This window comes from Providencia sp. UF-224 (assembly GCF_058245955.1).
This window is the reverse complement of record NZ_JBSICC010000001.1, coordinates 25,883-43,201: the sequence shown is the minus strand read 5'-3', so window position 1 is coordinate 43,201 and position 17,319 is coordinate 25,883. Positions and strand designations below refer to the sequence as shown.

17 protein-coding genes are annotated in these 17,319 nt (G+C 39.6%); 11 read left to right on the top strand and 6 right to left on the bottom strand.

Going from position 1 to position 17,319, the window contains the following annotated elements; all coding sequences use genetic code 11:
- Position 1: 1 nt before the first annotated feature.
- From AC4IFO_RS00225 to AC4IFO_RS00210, 4 genes are read left to right on the top strand one after another with little or no spacing between them, the layout of a single operon-like run.
- Positions 2–2,500 carry a hypothetical protein gene (locus AC4IFO_RS00225; protein ID WP_490730835.1) on the top strand — a complete coding sequence of 833 codons (2,499 nt, stop codon included), beginning with the start codon at positions 2–4 and terminating at the stop codon, positions 2,498–2,500.
- On the top strand, positions 2,497–4,284 hold the full coding sequence (locus AC4IFO_RS00220; protein WP_490730833.1) for a MotE family protein: 1,788 nt from the start codon (positions 2,497–2,499) through the stop codon (positions 4,282–4,284). Before AC4IFO_RS00225 ends, AC4IFO_RS00220 begins: the two co-directional genes overlap by 4 nt.
- A 5-nt stretch (positions 4,285–4,289) precedes the next feature.
- Positions 4,290–6,761, top strand: a complete 2,472-nt coding sequence (locus AC4IFO_RS00215; RefSeq protein WP_490730831.1) for a hypothetical protein — start codon at positions 4,290–4,292, stop codon at positions 6,759–6,761.
- A gap of 10 nt (positions 6,762–6,771) precedes the next feature.
- Positions 6,772–7,566: a hypothetical protein gene (locus tag AC4IFO_RS00210; protein WP_490730829.1), complete on the top strand. Its 795-nt coding sequence runs from the start codon at positions 6,772–6,774 to the stop codon at positions 7,564–7,566.
- A 34-nt stretch (positions 7,567–7,600) separates the two neighbouring features.
- Here AC4IFO_RS00210 and AC4IFO_RS00205 read toward each other — a convergent pair whose 3' ends face one another.
- Positions 7,601–8,341 carry an ORF6N domain-containing protein gene (locus AC4IFO_RS00205; protein WP_490730827.1) on the bottom strand — a complete coding sequence of 247 codons (741 nt, stop codon included), beginning with the start codon at positions 8,339–8,341 and terminating at the stop codon, positions 7,601–7,603.
- Between the two features lie 22 nt (positions 8,342–8,363).
- Positions 8,364–8,504, bottom strand: coding sequence for an ash family protein (locus AC4IFO_RS00200; protein ID WP_146063745.1), 141 nt, complete (start codon positions 8,502–8,504; stop codon positions 8,364–8,366).
- Between the two features lie 228 nt (positions 8,505–8,732).
- Here AC4IFO_RS00200 and AC4IFO_RS00195 point away from each other — a divergent pair, with 228 nt between their 5' ends.
- Positions 8,733–9,296 carry a hypothetical protein gene (locus AC4IFO_RS00195; RefSeq protein WP_490730824.1) on the top strand — a complete coding sequence of 188 codons (564 nt, stop codon included), beginning with the start codon at positions 8,733–8,735 and terminating at the stop codon, positions 9,294–9,296.
- An 88-nt stretch (positions 9,297–9,384) separates the two neighbouring features.
- Here the strand turns inward: AC4IFO_RS00195 and AC4IFO_RS00190 are convergent, their stop codons facing one another.
- The 3 genes from AC4IFO_RS00190 to AC4IFO_RS00180 all read right to left on the bottom strand — a co-directional run bounded on the left by AC4IFO_RS00190 (position 9,385) and on the right by AC4IFO_RS00180 (position 10,789).
- A complete protein-coding gene (locus AC4IFO_RS00190; RefSeq protein ID WP_490730822.1) occupies positions 9,385–9,996 on the bottom strand; it encodes a hypothetical protein in 612 nt (203 codons plus the stop codon).
- 218 nt (positions 9,997–10,214) lie between these two features.
- The gene (locus tag AC4IFO_RS00185; RefSeq protein ID WP_272518136.1) at positions 10,215–10,421 is read right to left on the bottom strand and encodes a hypothetical protein; all 207 of its coding nucleotides are present in this window, start codon (positions 10,419–10,421) and stop codon (positions 10,215–10,217) included.
- Between the two features lie 116 nt (positions 10,422–10,537).
- The gene (locus AC4IFO_RS00180; protein ID WP_490730820.1) at positions 10,538–10,789 is read right to left on the bottom strand and encodes a hypothetical protein; all 252 of its coding nucleotides are present in this window, start codon (positions 10,787–10,789) and stop codon (positions 10,538–10,540) included.
- Positions 10,790–10,936: 147 nt separating this feature from the next.
- Between AC4IFO_RS00180 and AC4IFO_RS00175 the strand changes: the two genes are divergently transcribed.
- The 5 genes from AC4IFO_RS00175 to AC4IFO_RS00155 all read left to right on the top strand — a co-directional run bounded on the left by AC4IFO_RS00175 (position 10,937) and on the right by AC4IFO_RS00155 (position 15,121).
- Positions 10,937–13,564 carry an SGNH/GDSL hydrolase family protein gene (locus AC4IFO_RS00175; protein ID WP_490730818.1) on the top strand — a complete coding sequence of 876 codons (2,628 nt, stop codon included), beginning with the start codon at positions 10,937–10,939 and terminating at the stop codon, positions 13,562–13,564.
- A 67-nt stretch (positions 13,565–13,631) separates the two neighbouring features.
- Entirely contained in the window at positions 13,632–14,024 is a 393-nt protein-coding gene (locus tag AC4IFO_RS00170) for a phage holin family protein (RefSeq protein ID WP_004253793.1), read from the top strand.
- The gene (locus AC4IFO_RS00165; RefSeq protein ID WP_294351788.1) at positions 14,011–14,289 is read left to right on the top strand and encodes a phage holin family protein; all 279 of its coding nucleotides are present in this window, start codon (positions 14,011–14,013) and stop codon (positions 14,287–14,289) included. Before AC4IFO_RS00170 ends, AC4IFO_RS00165 begins: the two co-directional genes overlap by 14 nt.
- A gap of 5 nt (positions 14,290–14,294) precedes the next feature.
- The gene (locus tag AC4IFO_RS00160) at positions 14,295–14,627 is read left to right on the top strand and encodes a M15 family metallopeptidase (protein ID WP_036953350.1); all 333 of its coding nucleotides are present in this window, start codon (positions 14,295–14,297) and stop codon (positions 14,625–14,627) included.
- Positions 14,627–15,121 (top strand): hypothetical protein, encoded by a 495-nt coding sequence (locus AC4IFO_RS00155; protein WP_490730814.1) that lies wholly within the window; start codon positions 14,627–14,629, stop codon positions 15,119–15,121. The genes AC4IFO_RS00160 and AC4IFO_RS00155 overlap by 1 nt, the downstream gene beginning before the upstream one ends.
- 199 nt (positions 15,122–15,320) lie before the next feature.
- Here the strand turns inward: AC4IFO_RS00155 and AC4IFO_RS00150 are convergent, their stop codons facing one another.
- Positions 15,321–16,214: a LysR family transcriptional regulator gene (locus AC4IFO_RS00150; protein ID WP_490730812.1), complete on the bottom strand. Its 894-nt coding sequence runs from the start codon at positions 16,212–16,214 to the stop codon at positions 15,321–15,323.
- A gap of 100 nt (positions 16,215–16,314) precedes the next feature.
- On the opposite strand from AC4IFO_RS00150, the gene AC4IFO_RS00145 reads away from it, so the two are divergent.
- On the top strand, positions 16,315–17,298 hold the full coding sequence (locus AC4IFO_RS00145) for an aldo/keto reductase (protein ID WP_490730810.1): 984 nt from the start codon (positions 16,315–16,317) through the stop codon (positions 17,296–17,298).
- The last annotated feature ends 21 nt before the right edge of the window (positions 17,299–17,319 follow it).

The following is a 17,319-nucleotide window of genomic DNA, read 5'->3' as shown; positions in this document are numbered from 1 at the left end:
TATGCCAACAGTACCAACGTACAAAGAACAGCAGATTAGTTCATCACCTCTGCCGAATAATGGCTTTAGTGTCCAATCTAGCCCAGAGCATTTCGGAGCGGGTTTTGGTCAAGTTACTGAGCAATATGCTGGTGTATTCGCTGAAGCGAAGCAACGGGCTAACGTGGCGCTATCGCAAGATGCTTTATTACAGTTGCAAGAGTATTCAGACGACTTGATGAATAACCCTAAAACAGGTCTGTACACCAAGCTTGGTCGCAATGCCATGGGGCAATCAGATGAAACGCTCAATAGCATTAGAGCTAAAGCTGGTGAACTTATGGCGTCTTTACCAGAGGGGAAATCAAGAGAGGATTTTTTAAAACAAAGTAATGTGCTTGGTCGCCAATACCATAATCAAGCTAAAACATTTGAACTTAGAGAAACTCAGGCATTTGAAACCAGTGTTAATAATGGTCTTGTTGAAGGAAATCTAAAGAATGCACAGGATAGCTATAGCGACCCACAGGCTTTTAATAGCTATATTGCACTAGCTGAGCATAACTATGTTGAGTTCAATCGTGCCCGTGGCGTTAGTGATGAAGAGATTGCTGTTAATGTAGAAAAAATACGAAATGGTGCAGCATGGGGTGCAGCTCAAAATTATATGGCCAGCGCACCTGTTCAGGCTCTTAGTGCTATAGGTGAACCCTCCGATGTTGGCGGCTCTATGCGTGTGCCCGGCAACATAAAAGATAATCGCGGTGGTCGAAATAACAACCCCGGTAACCTGAGAATATCGGACAACATTTGGGATGGTCAAATAGGTGATGATGGTGAGTTTGTTCAGTTCGCATCGCCTGAGCACGGCGTTAGAGCGCTTGGTAAAAACCTAATTACTTATAGAAAAAAAGGTTTCGTAACTGTAAATCAGATTATTAACCGTTGGGCACCAAAGAAAGATGGTAATGACACAGAGGGGTATATAGCCTTCGTTGCTCAGCGCATGGGTGTTGATCCTAATATTCCTATCGATGTAACCAATGTTGATACACTAAAAAACATCACAACCGCAATTATGGCGCAAGAAGGCAAACACAGTGTTACTGATGCTCAGGTTAATACAGGCCTTCAAGCAGCACTTGGCTTAACTAGATTGCCAGATGCAGATAAATCATTGTATCAACCTGAAATACGCAAGGCTCAAGGTGGTGGTTTTCCTTGGTGGCCTATGCTTACACCTGTTCAGCAATACCAGCTTATTAAACAGGGAGAAGCAGCCGAGCATAAGCAAAGACAAGAATATAAATCAGTATTAGATGGTAGGGTAAAAGATGCTGAGGCATTAGCCTTGAGAGGTGAGTCATATAACAATCCTCCATCATTGGATGAGTTTAAGTATGCTTATGGTGAAAACGATGGGATTAAGCAACATGAACAATTTCAAAAAAATATGGAAATGGGATCTGATATAGCAACGGTTCAGTACCTATCGCCGCAAGCGCAAGCGTCTCTATTGGAATCTAAAAAACCCAAAGGTGATTATGATGCTGCAAATAACTACAAGCGTTACGATACCCTCGCTAGGGCAATTGATACAGTCAATAAGGTAAGAGCGTCTGATCCTATTCAGTTCAGTATAGATAGGCAGCAAGTAAACCAGTTGGACTTTTCCAGCATTCAAAATTTTACAAACTCATTAACTCAGCGTTCAAGTACTATTGGTGATATTTCAAAAAACTACCAAACACCATTAACTGTTTTTTCAGCACAAGAAGAAGCGGTGTTATCTCAATTAATGGAAAAAGCACCAGCTAGCCAAAAAATTGAGTATTTAGATGCTATCAGACAAGGGCTTAAAAACAATGAAAGCTATACAGCTGCACTGAGGCAGGTTAGTAAGTCAGATACTTCGCTTGCGGTTGCTGGGGTGATTATGAGCAAACCAACGCAACTAACTGTTGAATATAACAGAATGAGCAGTGATGTTGTTGTTTCATCACAACAAGCCGCACAGCTTATAGTGCAAGGATCAACGGCAAGGAAATCGGGTAAGGATTTTGTTTTACCTAAAGATACTGAATTGAGAGAGGAATTTGCAGATTTTGTTGGTGACGTTTTTGCTGGAGATATAGATGGTGCCAATAGTGCCTATGAAGTAGCGAAAGATGCATACGCTGGGATGATGGCTAAAAATGGAAATATCAATGGTGAGTATGACAAAGATATATGGCAGCAAGCAATCAATATAGCTACTGGCGGAATCTACGACTTCAACGGTAGAGGAAGAGTGATGCTTCCTTGGGGAATGGATAGTGACACATTTAAGAATCAGGTTAAACGGGAATTAAAAGAGCTTGAGCCAGCAATAGGTAATATTTCTATTGATGCTATTGGTATGCAAAGTCTAGGTGATAGCCAATACCTAATAAAGAGAGGTTCTGGTTATTTACTTTATAAAGATGGAAATCCTGTTCTTATTGATTTGTCACAAGAAAAAATAAGGGATATACCACTATGAGCTATTTTGGATTAAATCCCATTAGAGTTAACCAGCAGCTAGACGATGCTATTCGGTCAACTCAAAACAATAATGATGATGCTGGCTTTTTCGATGGGGCTTTCACATCTACCTATACAGGGTTGTATTCAGGTTTAATAGCTAAACCTGAGCAGGTATTATGGGGTATCGCGGATACTGTTGTTTCCCCTATAGCCAGAGAGGTAAATGAGCAATTTGATATCAATGATACTTCTGAGCAGTTTATACAGGAGCAAAGAAAAAATGCTGAGAAACAAGTTAGGAGCCTAACGCCTGATAGGGCGACTACTGGCACAGCAGGACAAGTTATGTTTAGCCTATTTGATATAGGCGGTGAGGCTTTAACTGGTGCCTTAATTGGAGGCCCATTAGGTGGGGCAATGTTAGTTGGTGGGGTTCAGGGCTTTTCAGATTATGAGAAGCTTAGAGCTGATGGTGTTGATAAAAACACCGCAATTAATAAAGCTACAGGTGAGGGGTTATTTGCTGGCTTGGGCGTATTAACTCCAATGACGTTAGGTTTTAAAGGTGGTGGTATTTTAGCTGAAAGCATAGGCGCTCAATTAACTGCAAGAGGTGGAACCCTTTCATCATTGGCAGGTACAGCAGCAAGAGCCACTCCAGATATTGTTTACGCATCAGGATCTAATATTGCAATGGGGATGGCTCAGCGTGGCTTTGCCTCGCAGATATTAAAAGAGCGTGGTTATAATCAACTGGCATCACAGTATGATGTTTATGATAAGCAGGCAATTGCTATCGATGGCGTTCTCGGTGTTGCCTTTGGCGGTATGGGGCGGTATATAAATAGTCGTGGTGAAAACGTACCTTTACCTGAGTTTGATACTCCCCATGTTGATGCAGCCTTAACAGCTAACCAGCAATTACATTTAGAAGCTGATCTCCCCCCTGGTATTCCAATCAATGCAATGTCGCTAGATGGTCATTTAGCAGCAATGAATAAGGCTATGAATGACTTGTCTCAAGGAAACCCTGTTGATATTGGTAGCATTTTAGACGGTGCAGAATTTCTTGTTCATAGGCCGCGCTCTTTAATCGATACGTCTATACGTGAAGCTGTAGGTATTATCGATGAAGGTTCATCTTTATCGCTAGCCAAAAACACTGAATTGAATGAGTTGGCCAGTCGGTTACTTAATCGCGGTGAGCGTGAAAATCTTACTAGCTCAATTCATGATTTAAATTATCGAATTGATAAAAAAAACAGTGAGATTAATTCGTTAGTAAATACAGAACCTAAAGGCAGTGGTAAACAATTATCTACTGCTAGAAAAAATAAACAGGCTGAATTGCGTAAATTAGATAACGAGTTAACCAATTTAAAGAATGAGCTAAAGGCAAAGCAAGGCGTTGTATCTGATAGCTTATCTGGTGGGCGTTTCTATGAAGCTAAAGCCGAATTATCAAGAAGGCAATTAGCCGAAGAGCAATCAGATAATGCACTAGTAAATTATTATGCAACGCCAAAGCCTAGAAATCAGGCTCAAATTTTATCTGATGAAGTTAATAAAACTGAATCAATGATCACTGGCAAGGCTGAGAATAGCGACATTGATTTCAAATCAGCCGAACTAGCTTTGAAAAATAACCCTAATTTAGAAATTGATTTTCTTGATGATTCTGGAAATTCATCAAAAGTTAAAGCTTCTGATTTATATAACGAAGCGGTTAGGCAAGCAGAAGAAGCCAAACATGATGCCAGTTTATTTGAAGTTGCTGTTAGTTGTTTTCTTAGAGGATAAAAATTATGCGTACAGCCTGTATTGAAGCCATACAAAATGCATCCAAGCGTCAATTAACAGCCAGAGAAGTACAAAATATAGAGGACAGGATTATTAGTAGCATGAGAAATCTAGCTAGAAACGATCCTGCCTCATGGCGTCTATTAAGTGAATCTGAGCGATTACAAAGAGCAGGGCAGATGGCTGCCGCTGAATTACAACGAGAAGCAGATCTAAAACAACGCCGAGTAGCTTTGACAATAGCAGCTAGACAACGGCTTGATGAGCATATTAGTAATTTCCAAGGTAGTAAGTTAGAAGCGCTAAATAGAACCATAGCCTTTAGTGCTGATGGTAAAAGTAATTTTATGTCTGTGGAAACAAGAGCTAAGGCAACTATTAATTATGCGCTAAGTCAATTACAGGAAGCTTTTGAAGCGGTTGACCCAAAATTCTTTCAGTTGTTTGAAGATCAGAACGGTGTTCGTGATTTGATTTTCGAAATGAAAGGGCAGGATACAAGGAATGCAAGGGCGAAAAAAGGCGCTGCCGCATGGCATAATGTAACAAGCATGCTTAGAAATAGCTTCAATCGTGCTGGTGGTGATATAGGCCACCTTGAAGATTGGGGGGTACCTCAAAGCCACTCCATGCAACGTGTAGCAAAAGTTACGCAAGATAAATGGGTGTCAGATGTTATAGGTAAACTAGACCGCAATAAATACATAAAGGAAGATGGTTCCGTTATGAATGATGCGGAATTAAAACAATTTTTAGATTCTGCTTATGAGACCATTGCTACTGGTGGGTTAAATAAAATTAATGATCGTCCTATTGGTGTATCAGGAATGAGAGCGAATAGGGGAAATGCTTCAAGGCAAATACATTTTAAAGATGCTGAATCATATTTAGAGTACCAGCAGCTTTATGGCGAAAAATCTCTTTGGGATATTATGGTAGGGCATATTGAAGGGATCAGTAAAGATATCGGGCTTACAGAAACATATGGCCCTAACCCTGACTATGTCTTCCAAAGCTTACTGAATGAAGTCACTGAAATTGAAGTTAAAGGAACACCATCTAAAACGGGTAAAATAAAGCGTCTAAGAGATGGCACTGAAAATTTATATAACTTTATATCAGGTAAAACAACGCCAGTTGCTAACGTTCATATAGCTAAATTTTTCGATGACTTAAGAAATATATTAATTGCTAGTAGGCTAGGATCTGCCTTGCTGTCTTCATTTTCTGACTTAGGTACTATGTATTTAACAGCCAAAGTTAATAACTTACCCTCTGCACAATTATTGAAGAACCAATTAGCTGCATTAAACCCTGCAAATAAAGATGAATTAAGGCTAGCGCGCAGAGCTGGTTTATCTATGGAAACATTACTAGGAAGCATCAACCGTTGGGCCACTGATAATATGGGACCTTCTTTTGCCCGTTGGTCTGCAAATGCGGTAATGCGTGCTAGTGGTTTAAGTGCATGGTCTGATGCTCATAAGCGCGCATTCGGGGTTACCATGATGGGAAGTATTGGTGATGTAGTAAGCCGACATACAGATATAAAAAGCATTGGTGAGCATGATTTAGCGATCATGAAAAGTAAAGGCATTACAGAAACTGATTGGGCTATATGGCGCTTGGCTGAGCAAGAAGATTGGGGGAATGGCAATAATACAATGTTGACACCTGAGAGTATTATGCATATTCCAAATGAAAGATTAATTGATTTCGGTAACCCTGAACGTGTCAAATTTGAGGCAGCTAGAAAATTGCTAGGCGCTGTCACAGAAGAGGTTGACATGGCTGTTATATCGCCAGGGGCAAGAGAAAGAATGATGATCGGCGCTGGGTTGCAGCGTGGTGACTTGAAAGGTGAATTAGTAAGAAGCGTTTTTTTATTTAAGTCTTTCCCTATTTCAGTTGTTATGCGACATTGGGCTAGGGCTATGGGGATGCAGTCAGCAGGTGGTAGGGGTGCATACCTTGCTGCATTTATCGCAGGGACTACAGTGTTAGGTGCGTTATCACAGCAAATAAATGATATTGCATCAGGTAAAAAACCAAGAGATATGGCTGATGAAAATTGGCATAAATTCTGGTTATCAGCTTTGCTTAAAGGTGGCGGCCTTGGTTTATATGGTGATTTCCTATTATCTGATCATACTAAATATGGTTCTGGTGCATTGGCATCATTATTAGGTCCTGTTGCTGGTGTAGTCGATGATGCAATTAAATTAGCGCAAGGAATACCATTAAACGCAGTGGAAGGTAAACCAGAGCAGACAGGTGGTGATACTGTGAAATTTGTCAAAGGTTTAATACCGGGCCAAAACCTATGGTATACAAAAGCAGTATTGGATCATATGGTATTCAACCAACTACAAGAATACTTTTCACCGGGCTATTTGCGCAGAATGGAAAAGCGTTCTAAGAAAGAATTCAACCAAACGTATTGGTGGCGTCCGCAGGATATAACGCCAAATTTTTAAGGGTTCTGGTATGAAAGAAAAGATATTATTGTTTTTTCCACTATTATTTATTTCAGCGTATGGGTATGCCGATAATTTATATTCGCAATATGGCTCTTGTAAAAAAGAATCACAAGGTGGTGATAGGCTGTGGTGTTACGACTCTTTGTATGAAAAAAATAGTTCAGATATTAAAAGTAATATCATTGATTGCAGGAAAAATAATGTTAATTCTTCATCTCGTAGGCTTTATTGTTATGATGGAATTATGAGTAAGGGTTATGCAGACACAAACTTAATGGGGAATTGGATGTGGGATCTTAGCTATGATATGAACACCTTTAGTATTTCATATCCGCTAAAAAATAAGTTAGTCCCAAATCCTGAAGATGCAGATATAGTTAAGTTATATGTTGTTCCAGTTGATGATCATCAAGGCCTATACAATAACCGCTTAGTGGTTAAGTGCGAAGATAGAAGCGTGCAGGTTTATTTAGAAGATAAATATAGCAAAACCGGATATGCGACTGCGCCAAGTAAAGTAAAAGCTATGTATGCGCTATTTTCTGGTGATGAAAATCAATATAATAATTGGTACAAGTATGAAAATAAATTCATATTTAATGACGCGGAATCACAATTCACTGGAAAACCTGATGTGATAAAAAAAATACTTGATTCAGACAGTATATCAATACATATAGTAAATTTTGGTGGTTTTTATTTTGACTCAAAAAGTGATATTCAATCATTTAATTTTGATACAAAAGGGCTACGTGAAGCAATAAAACCGTTTAAACAATGCTTTCCTTATAGCTACGAATAGTGCTAAAAGCCCCTACGAAGGGGCTTCATTATTTCTACAGCAACTTACTAACTGTTGAATCAATATACTGCGCGTGGGTTTGAATGGTGTTGATAGCCTTAGCCATATCCATCATGCAATCACGAACATGCATTAGCACACGTTCGGCATCTTCCATGTTATGGCCATCTTTCTTAAGCCATGCTACAAGCTGGTGGAGCACATCTTCTTTAGGGTTGTTGATGAAGTCCTCAAGAATGCGTGAACGTGGCTTGCGGGTTTTAGGGAAGCTGTATTCTGGTAGGGTATGGCCAGCAGGAATAAACTCACCCTCATGGATAACTTTCTGTAACTCATCCACCAGCGCGATCAGTTCTGCGGTACTGGCATTGTGTGGGACGCCTTTAACTAGTTGCTTTGTATCTCTGTACTTGGTGAAATAGTTATCTTCCAGAATTTCAAAAACATCCCAAGCGCGATCGGTATCTAACATCTTTGCATGACGAGCCGCACCGCGCTCAGTCCATAGCATTAACGAGCGAACATTACGCGCTATTTTCACAGAAGGTCTTAAAGACATGCTGTGCTTAAACTCTCTAAGCTCAGTGCCTTCAAGTAAGAAAAAGTGTTTTCCAGAAATAAATCTACCTGAATTTCGGTTAAAGTTTTTACGAATATAGTCTGATTCAGTGCCATATAAATTAGCTAATGATTCAGTTGTAACCACGGGGCGATCGCTATAAACAATCGATGGAAGATGTGAAACGTGTGAGATAGAGATATCTAAATTTGTCATGGAGATTACCTTTGTAATTTGGTTAATCACCACTGCTGAGACCAATCAGGCTGGTGGTGAACTGTACGGAGTTGGTCTTACCGGCTACAAAGGGAACCGGCGCACCGTGAGGTGCCTCCGCACAGCTCACCATTGAATAGATGTAGCTGTGTTTCGCATACAAAAAAACCGCTCGCGCGGTGTATGCGCCTTCGTAGTTAGCAGGAGACCAATCCCGACACCAGATTTTGCTGGTGTATATTCACTATGGCGCAAAATTTAGAAGATGTAAATTACCAAATTGTTTATGTTTTATCAATTAATAAATGGAAAAGATAAACAAAGTTGGAATTTAATTTTAGTTAAGTAACGTTTATCATGTGGTTTAACCTAACTAATAAATGGAATTAAAATGAAAAAAATTGCATTAGCATTGGCGTTAATTAGTGTTTCTATCCCTAGTCTAACGCAGGCTAAAGAGGGGGATCAAACTATTGGAAACTTCAAAATTAATTACCCAAACAAGTTTAATTACTCAAAGGAAGTTACTAAAAAATTTAAAGATGCCACTGATGAAACAGTAGCTAAATCAGTAGTTGGTTACACTGCTGAACCTACTTGTAAGCTAGCGTTAGTAGCGCTTAACAAAACCGAATACATGGAAGATTTAGGTGTTACATCTGAATCAATGGAAGCTCAGGCGAATGAAGCGTTTAATAACTTTTCTTCCCATATTGAATTATTATCCCACTCTACAGCGTCACCAAAATTACCAGGAGTAGAGGCGTTTAGCACTCAAATGACAGTTAAAGTTGAGGGGGTTTATGGATTCGCGAATATAGTGCAATTTTATATTCCAAGCAAAAAAGAATTTTATCAATTATCTTTCTCTGGGGCGCCAGAAAATGAAAAAGAAGATAAGCAAATGCAGTCATGTGTTAAAAGCATAGTAGATTCAATTGGGGTTGTTCAGTGACACTAAAGGCACCTTAAAAGGTGCTTTTTTGTTTATGTTATGGCAATTTTTTATTTAAAGGGATAAACTAAAAGATAAACAAATAATGTCACTTAAACCACTTTGAGATTATGCACTTATGCTTGTTTCTTTGGTGTGATTTGTCTTGTACATTTGGTTCTTTATTAGCTATTGTTGTTTCGATTTCAGTGTTGTTGGGGTCACCAGAAATGTCTTGCTGGGCTTTTAGGTTCTCAAGATAGTATTCTGAATCGAAAAACGATACGTGAGTTAACTCATCTTTGAAGAGAATAACGGCGAATTGGTGTTTTGAGCTATCTGAGTAGTCTGGGTAGTCGGTTAAAAACTTTGCATCTTGATTATCTTTATCCCTATATCCTGACATAATAGGATAAATAGTAATGAAAGTACCTGCCTCATCTTTTTCTGTTGATTCTGATAATTTCATTACAACGCCGACATAAATTTTTCCTGAATCTAAATTAAAAAGAAGAGACTGGCTACTCGTTATAGATGTCAGTAGAAGTTCATCTAGTGAGTTTCGAGGGGCAACTTTTAAATTGCTATCTATTTCATTATCCTCTAAGCAATATTTTATTCTATTTATTAGAATGGAAAATACAAATGATAAAACAATAGAGCAAATTGATAAATAAATTAAAGACGCAGTTGTAGGGGATTTAATATCTAGGTTTTTCATTAAATAATTCAATAGAATAGATTTAAATTCAGGATTGAATTGATTTACATAGAGCATAAATAAGGTACTTATTATAAACCACATACACCCATAGGCAGTTGCCCTTAAATATAAAAGTTGCCCTGTAAATCGGTGTAATTTTAATTTATTAAATTTGCCGAATGTAATAAATATATATCCTGATAATAATATAGGTAAGAGCAAAAGAGCTAGCAAAGTTAGGCCTCATCTTTTTGTTTTTCAATGTTTCTTTGAATTCTTACAATTAATGCAGCGTTGCGTTGCTCTTGTTTGACTCTTGTATCATTTTGAATATCATTAATGTCTCGAGCTACACCACCGCTACTTGTGGTTTCAATTGGTTTACCGTCTGTTGTGAGTTGAAACCCTAAGTTTCTACGCACTCTATTATAAAGTCCACCCATGATATACTCCTAGCTCTCAGATGTTTAATAACCCAATTACAAGTATATCACTAATCTGTTTCATTGGTACCCTAAAAAGCACCTTCGCATAGGTGCTTTGATTTACTCTTAAATGATTACTTGTTTAACTCATTTGCAATATATTCTATATGCGTCTTGATGTTCTCTTTAACTTTCAAGCTCAGATTTATGTAATTCATCATGGCTGTAATTTCAATGAGTGCCGCGCTCACGTCACATCCTTCACTATCCAGTGTTCTTAGTAGTTCTTCTACGTTCGACTTACTCATCAACTCCTTTATTCCAGTTTCTGTATTAACTTTTTCTGCGTAATTTTCTGGTGCTGGGAAATTAATTACATCTTTCATATTAATCACCTATCTTGTGTGTAAGTCTTTTACAGTAACCGAAAAAACACCAAGGATGTTTATCTTTTTATATTTAAAAGTAAACAATGTTCCGTTAATGAATTTTAATGGCTATCATACACCAACGTAACCAAGTGGAGAATAGCCATGACTGTTTCAACTGAAATCAGCAGCAACGAGTATATAGGAAACGGTGTAACAACCGATTTTGATTATAAGTTCAGGATTTTTAAAGCAAACCAATTGAGTGTTATCACTTCAGATGCTGACGGGGGTAATGTTGTAACGCTACGATTAGGCACTGACTACACCGTAACAGGCGCTAACAAGTCGGCTGGTGGAAAGGTAATCTTAACTAGACCACTGGCAGACAAGCACAAAATTAGCATTGCCCGTGATATCCCTATCACACAAGAAACCTCATTCCGCAATCAAAGTAAGTTCTTTGCTGAAGCGCATGAGGATGCATTTGATTACTTGACAATGTTAATGCAGCGATTATGGGGAAACTTGGGACTATTTCTAAAGCGCCCAAACATTCTAGCTAACTGGTTTGACGCTAAAGGATATCGTATTGCTAACCTTGGAAAGCCAAAGCGTGATAGTGATGCTGTTGATTTTGGTACGTTGAAAGATGAAATCAATAGTGTTAATGGCACGATATTGAAACGTGAAAAGCGTGTATTGCGTGTTGATGATATGGATATTGCGACATTACCAAAGGCTAGTGAGCGCGCAGGTAACGTGCTTACGTTTGATAAAGATGGTAATCCTATTGTTGTCGCGCCCGCTAGCGGAAGTGCGGTTGATGTTTTGAATCAATTAAGGAAAACATCAGGGGCGTCTCTTGTCGGTTATTCTCATATGTTAAACTACCCTGACAGCACTGTAGGTAGCGCAATAAAATCCATAAGAGTAAATATTAGTTCTTTTGGCTTATCTGAAAATATGGCAGATGAGAAAAGTAATGCGACGTTATTAAACCAGAAATTACAGGAGCTTTATGACGAAGGTGTTGTGACTGAAATCTACATGGATAAGTCATATCCTGTTGACCCTGAGTATAGCTATACAAATTACTTGTACGGCAGACGAGTTGTTCATTTAACCGATTTTAAGTTTTATGGCCCAGCTAAATTTACTAGCTCAACACAATACAACGGCTTATACAATGTTCATATAGAAGATAAGCTTTGCAGTGAGCCAATTTTAACTAACACATCAAACATTAAGATAAGCAAGTTCAAAAAGAAAGATATCAAAGTCGTCATTATGGGGGACTCAATAAGTCTCGATTGGGCTGATTCTCTAGCTTTAGGTGTTTGCCAGTGGTCAATAATCAAAGCTGAATTACAAGCGCAAAATCCAGAGCATACTTTCACATTCATTAACCGCGCGATTGGCGGTCAAACGTGGGCGAATGCGAACACAAAACCAACATCGTTCAGGTCGCCTTGGTATACCGACCCTGCTAGAAATTGGACTGACTACATCATTGATACAGATGCTGATATTGTTCTATTCGCTTTCGGAATGAATGACCGTGATAGTTTTAACGCAGGAACGATGATTTCGACTATCAATAAAGTACGCACAGGATTACCTCACGCCCATTTTGTTTTGTGTACTTGTTTAGTTCCATCCCGCGGTAGTACATACAACAACGGCTCAAGCTTCGATGGGCTACGGTTCCAAGAAGGAAGAAACTTTGCCGCTGGTTTTGAGCGAACTTACGGCCGTTGGGCTGGCTTCTCTGTTTTTGACTTCAATCGTTATTTTGTTCAGGCTCGCGACGGAAAAGACCAAGTGGCTTGTGAGTTGCAAGAAATTCCCAATCAAGAACCAGTTAATGGAGCTTATACCGCTGATGCGTGCGTTGATTTTGCATTCGAGGCATTAATTTCAGGATGGGATAAAGCAAAGGTTATTTATATTAATAGCGGAGGCGACCAGTCAGAAGATTTTATTTACATTGGTGTTGATGCGTCCAACAATTTTGTAGTGACAGGCAGGACTGAATACATGGGTGCATATTTCAGTAAAACTACAGATATTCAAGTGCCTTCTGGTGATTTCTGGTTAGTGACAACGGTTATTAATAATGAGTGCAACATCTATATAGGGTTAGATCCATCTCAAGAACCAAAAGATGGAACTAATAATGTATACGTTACATCGTTCTATATGGTACGTCACGGCGGTACTGTACGCCCTAAAATTGGCATGGGAGGTGTTCAGTCGGGTAATATCTCTAAAATCCGTGTAATGCTAGGACAGCCAACACAACGGAAAAAAGTAATCACTGACCGAGAGATGTGGGGACTAGGGAATAATCTAGCAGATAGAAAAATTCCATTTGGTGGTAATGGTATCAACCATCCAAGCGGACAGGGGTTAGCGAAAATCATCACGCCAGTGATGCAATCACAGGACTTAAAGGTAAAATTTGCGAATCTGGAATTACCCATCGTTCGACAGCCTAATATTAATCCTTACATGGATAACTATCCATCAGCAACGGTGGTCGATGGAATTTTCTATCTAAGTGGTTCTGTATTTGGATCTGGCGCATCACAAGGCGCTACAGTATTGAATATCAATAGATATTCTGAATTTAATAAAGGTACTAAATTGGTGCAGGCTTTCGGTATTGGCACTAGTGGCGGTTGGGGTGCTAGAATACTAAGAATTGAGCCAAATGGAGACGTCAAAATAGAAGTTGGTGACAGTTCTCAGGGTTTACTGCTAGACGGTATAACGTTTAATCTTCAATGATGTATTGTTTCATTTTAGGTTTTTTGTTTATCTTTTTATGCTGTAGTATCATGGTTATTTCTCAACCATGGTGCTACACATGAATGAAAATGCCACAACGGTTACAGGCTTAAGCCTTGCATCCTTTCTAGGTTACTTTTCAGGATTGCCCCCTGAGGTTGTTATGGGGGCTATTCTTGGCGCTATTTACTTTACTACAGCAGCTACAGAATTCTCTTTCGCTATCCGTTCAGTATTTGCAATTCTAAGCCTTGGTGCTGGCTTATTATTCTTTAGCCCTTTCGCTACTATCTTCGTTTCAATGACTGGTCTAATCGGTGTTAAACCTGATGCGTATAACATTGATAGCCTAGACGCTCTTGGGGCTTTCGTGGCCTCTCTTCTCTCTGTAAAACTCAGTATCAAACTGTACAAGAAAGCTGATATCCCAAAGGGAGGTAACGGCCATGACGTACGATAAATTCATGCTTATCACAAATGCGTTTGTTTGTTTAGTTATGTTCTTACGTGGTCTTTACTTTGTGAGAGACGGTAAAGGCTACAGCAAGCTTGGTGGTTGGCTTGCTTATGCTTTTCTAGGGTACTCAATATCGGTACCAGTCTACTCCTATCTCGATCCTAGCTATCAAGCAGGTATTCAAAACTTAATTCCTAATATTTTCCTTTGCGCTGCGCTGTTTGCTAAGCGTGGCAATGTCATGCAGTTAATTAAAAAAGTGGGGTAATCCTAATGTCCATGGTAGATAAACAAAATAGATTTACTGGAATGGTGGCTAAGTTAATTATCTTTGCTCAGGCGAATGGCTACCAGTTAACTTTTGGTGAAGCATTCCGTACGAAAGAACAGGCAGCATTAAATGAAAAGGCAGGTAAAGGCATTAGCAAAAGCCTGCATACAGAGCGCCTAGCGGTTGATTTTAATTTATTTAAAGATGGTAAGTGGCTAACTGCTTCCAGCGATCACAAGCCACTTGGTGAATACTGGGAATCAATTGGTGGTAGCTGGGGCGGTCGTTTTAATGATGGTAACCACTATTCATTGGAACACAACGGAGTTCGCTAATGAAAAAAGTAGCCATTGCATTAATTGCGCTGGCTATCTCATTTGCCGCTGGTTTTATGACTAGCGGCATTTTTTCTGATAACCAGCAAATGACAAAACAGATTGCCGGGCAACAGAAAGATGAGAAAGACCTAGCGTTTAACATCGACCAGCGCAAGCAGGCTGACGAAGAACAACAAAATAGGGTGGTGATATACAATGAACAGAAAGAACGTGCTACGATGCGCACAGACGATTTGCTTAAGCGTGTTCTTAATCACTTTGACAGCGTGCAGCTCGAAACCAGTGCCACGGAAACAAAAACTGATGGTACCACTTACTCCGATACCTGCAGAACTGAGAGAGCAAAGGCCAGTGAACTTTCTCGACAACTACGAAGCACACTTGAAATCTATGGGCGTGAATCTAATCGTGCCGATGAAAACACAATGGCCCTTAATTTATGTATTACCGACCTAGCAGCAAAAGAAAAATTACTCGAATCGTATCGATAGATTGCTGTACAAATATTGTTCACTTTTCATTATGACGGTATTGGTGACGGTATCATAACCCACTAGGTTAATTCTGTTTTATATAAATCAATGAGTTACACTCTATGTAAATAATTGAGTGGGAATAATCCCGTAATAAGAATCAGCTAGCACTGACTAGCAAAATAACTATCTGAGCCCATGTAAAAGTGGGCTTTTTTTATGGCATCAATTTTTCTTGATTATCATAAACTAATGCAGTCAAAAAATCGGCAACAACACGTATTCTTCGTGAATGGGCGAGGTCAGAATGAATGGCTAACCAAATTGGTTGGTCGCAGCCAATATCATCCAGTAGACAAATCAAACCCATTTTTCTTGCAATAAAATGGGGTAAAACGGCGAGTCCAAGACCCGTTTGTACAGCACTAAATTGAGCCGACATAGTGGTCGTGGTCAACCGGCAAGGCCTTCCTCTGAGGGTTCTTTCTAGCCACTGCGCAGAATTAAGGTGCTGTTGTGCTTCTGACCAACCTATAAAATCATCATATTCTAAGTTGTTAGGCCTATCTGGATTAGGTCTGCGTTGTAAATAACTTTCTGAGGCATAAAGGCCGAAGCCAAGAGTACCTAATTTGCGGATCCGTACATTACCACTCTCAGGTCTCACCATACGTAGAGCGATATCGGCATCTCGTCGATGCAAATTAACGGTTGAAACACCTGTGACAATTTCGAGGGTTAGATTGGGGTTAACGTCAGTTAACGATGGTAGAGCAGGGATAATAAGGTGGTCAGCTAAGCCTTGTGCAGTTGCTAAGCAAACATGACCCATAACGCTTTCATTCTTTTTGTGCGCAGCATTGCTAAATGCGAAGCCTGCTTGCTCTAAAGCCTCTGCCTGTGAAATTAACGCACTTCCTTCATCCGTAAGTTTATAACCAAGCTGATTGCGAGTGAATAATCGAACGCCTAATGCTTCTTCGAGTCGTTCTAAGCGCCGTGATGTCGTTGCAATGCCCAGTTTTAATACCTTGGATGCAGCACTTAGCGTGCCTTCTCGTGCAATAGCTAAAAATATTTTGGCATCATCCCAGTTCATCTTCTTTCTCACTGTTTTCCATTTTTGGAAAATTGATTGTTAATATTACCCATATGAATAGCCATTTTAGGAAAATATACTCAAATACGTTAAATAAACCAAGGGGCAGATGATGAATAAACGTATTTTAGGAAATGGGCTCGAAGTTTCGGCAATTGGGCTAGGTTGCATGGGAATGAGTGAGTTCTATGGACCACAAGATGATCAGGCGGCGATGGCTGTACTACATAAGGCGGCAGAACTTGGTTGCACATTGCTAGATACAGCCGATACATATGGCAATTTTCATAATGAAGAACTGATTGGGGATTTTCTTAAACAGACGGATGCAGAAATCAAGGTTGCAACAAAGTGTGGCATTGTACGCCGCGCAGGGGAATATGAGCGTAGAATTGATAATAGCCCTGAATATATTCGCAGTGCTTGTGAAAGTTCATTACGTCGATTAGGTGTCGATTGTATTGATTTGTATTACATTCATCGCCTAGATCCAAAAGCATCAATAGAAATGACAATGGAAACATTGGCGCAATTAGTTGCTGAGGGGAAAATTGCACACATAGGGCTATCTGAAGTGAGCGCGGCTACACTTAAACAGGCACATTCTGTGTTTCCCGTTACCGCAGTCCAAACAGAATATTCCCTTTGGACGCGTGATGTTGAAGCTGAAATTTTGCCAACTTGCCAAAAGCTGGGTATTGGTTTTGTACCGTATTCCCCTTTAGGCCGTGGGTTTTTAACGGGTCGTTTTAATGATAAGAGTTCGTTTGACAGTGGCGATTTTCGAAAGGGATTACCCCGTTTTACATCTGAGAACCTCAAGGCTAACAGCACATTATCTGATTTTATTATTCAGATGGCGGAGCAAAAATCATGTTCACCTGCACAGATTTCACTGGCGTGGTTGTTGGCTCAAGGAGATAACATTGTGCCAATACCGGGAACGAATAAAGTAAAACATCTTGAAGACAACTTTGGCGCGGCTGATATTCATTTAACATCAGAGGATTTACGTCAAATTAAGCATGCCATAGACCGTTTTCAACCAGCGGGATCCCGATATTCTGTTGAGGGTATGAAGGGGATTAATGCTTAAATAGGGATTAATCAGGGAATA

Excerpts from the sequence above, each read along its gene's own strand:
- AC4IFO_RS00170 (WP_004253793.1), top strand. The coding sequence starts at position 13,632 with ATGGTGCTACACATGAATGAAAATGCCACAACGGTTACAGGCTTAAGC.
- AC4IFO_RS00160 (WP_036953350.1), top strand. The coding sequence starts at position 14,295 with ATGTCCATGGTAGATAAACAAAATAGATTTACTGGAATGGTGGCTAAG.
- AC4IFO_RS00195 (WP_490730824.1), top strand. The coding sequence starts at position 8,733 with ATGAAAAAAATTGCATTAGCATTGGCGTTAATTAGTGTTTCTATCCCT.
- AC4IFO_RS00145 (WP_490730810.1), top strand. The coding sequence starts at position 16,315 with ATGAATAAACGTATTTTAGGAAATGGGCTCGAAGTTTCGGCAATTGGG.
- AC4IFO_RS00205 (WP_490730827.1), bottom strand. The coding sequence starts at position 8,341 with ATGACAAATTTAGATATCTCTATCTCACACGTTTCACATCTTCCATCG.
- AC4IFO_RS00155 (WP_490730814.1), top strand. The coding sequence starts at position 14,627 with ATGAAAAAAGTAGCCATTGCATTAATTGCGCTGGCTATCTCATTTGCC.
- AC4IFO_RS00190 (WP_490730822.1), bottom strand. The coding sequence starts at position 9,996 with ATGAAAAACCTAGATATTAAATCCCCTACAACTGCGTCTTTAATTTAT.
- AC4IFO_RS00175 (WP_490730818.1), top strand. The coding sequence starts at position 10,937 with ATGACTGTTTCAACTGAAATCAGCAGCAACGAGTATATAGGAAACGGT.
- AC4IFO_RS00185 (WP_272518136.1), bottom strand. The coding sequence starts at position 10,421 with ATGGGTGGACTTTATAATAGAGTGCGTAGAAACTTAGGGTTTCAACTC.
- AC4IFO_RS00165 (WP_294351788.1), top strand. The coding sequence starts at position 14,011 with ATGACGTACGATAAATTCATGCTTATCACAAATGCGTTTGTTTGTTTA.
- AC4IFO_RS00210 (WP_490730829.1), top strand. The coding sequence starts at position 6,772 with ATGAAAGAAAAGATATTATTGTTTTTTCCACTATTATTTATTTCAGCG.
- AC4IFO_RS00225 (WP_490730835.1), top strand. The coding sequence starts at position 2 with ATGCCAACAGTACCAACGTACAAAGAACAGCAGATTAGTTCATCACCT.
- AC4IFO_RS00215 (WP_490730831.1), top strand. The coding sequence starts at position 4,290 with ATGCGTACAGCCTGTATTGAAGCCATACAAAATGCATCCAAGCGTCAA.
- AC4IFO_RS00220 (WP_490730833.1), top strand. The coding sequence starts at position 2,497 with ATGAGCTATTTTGGATTAAATCCCATTAGAGTTAACCAGCAGCTAGAC.
- AC4IFO_RS00180 (WP_490730820.1), bottom strand. The coding sequence starts at position 10,789 with ATGAAAGATGTAATTAATTTCCCAGCACCAGAAAATTACGCAGAAAAA.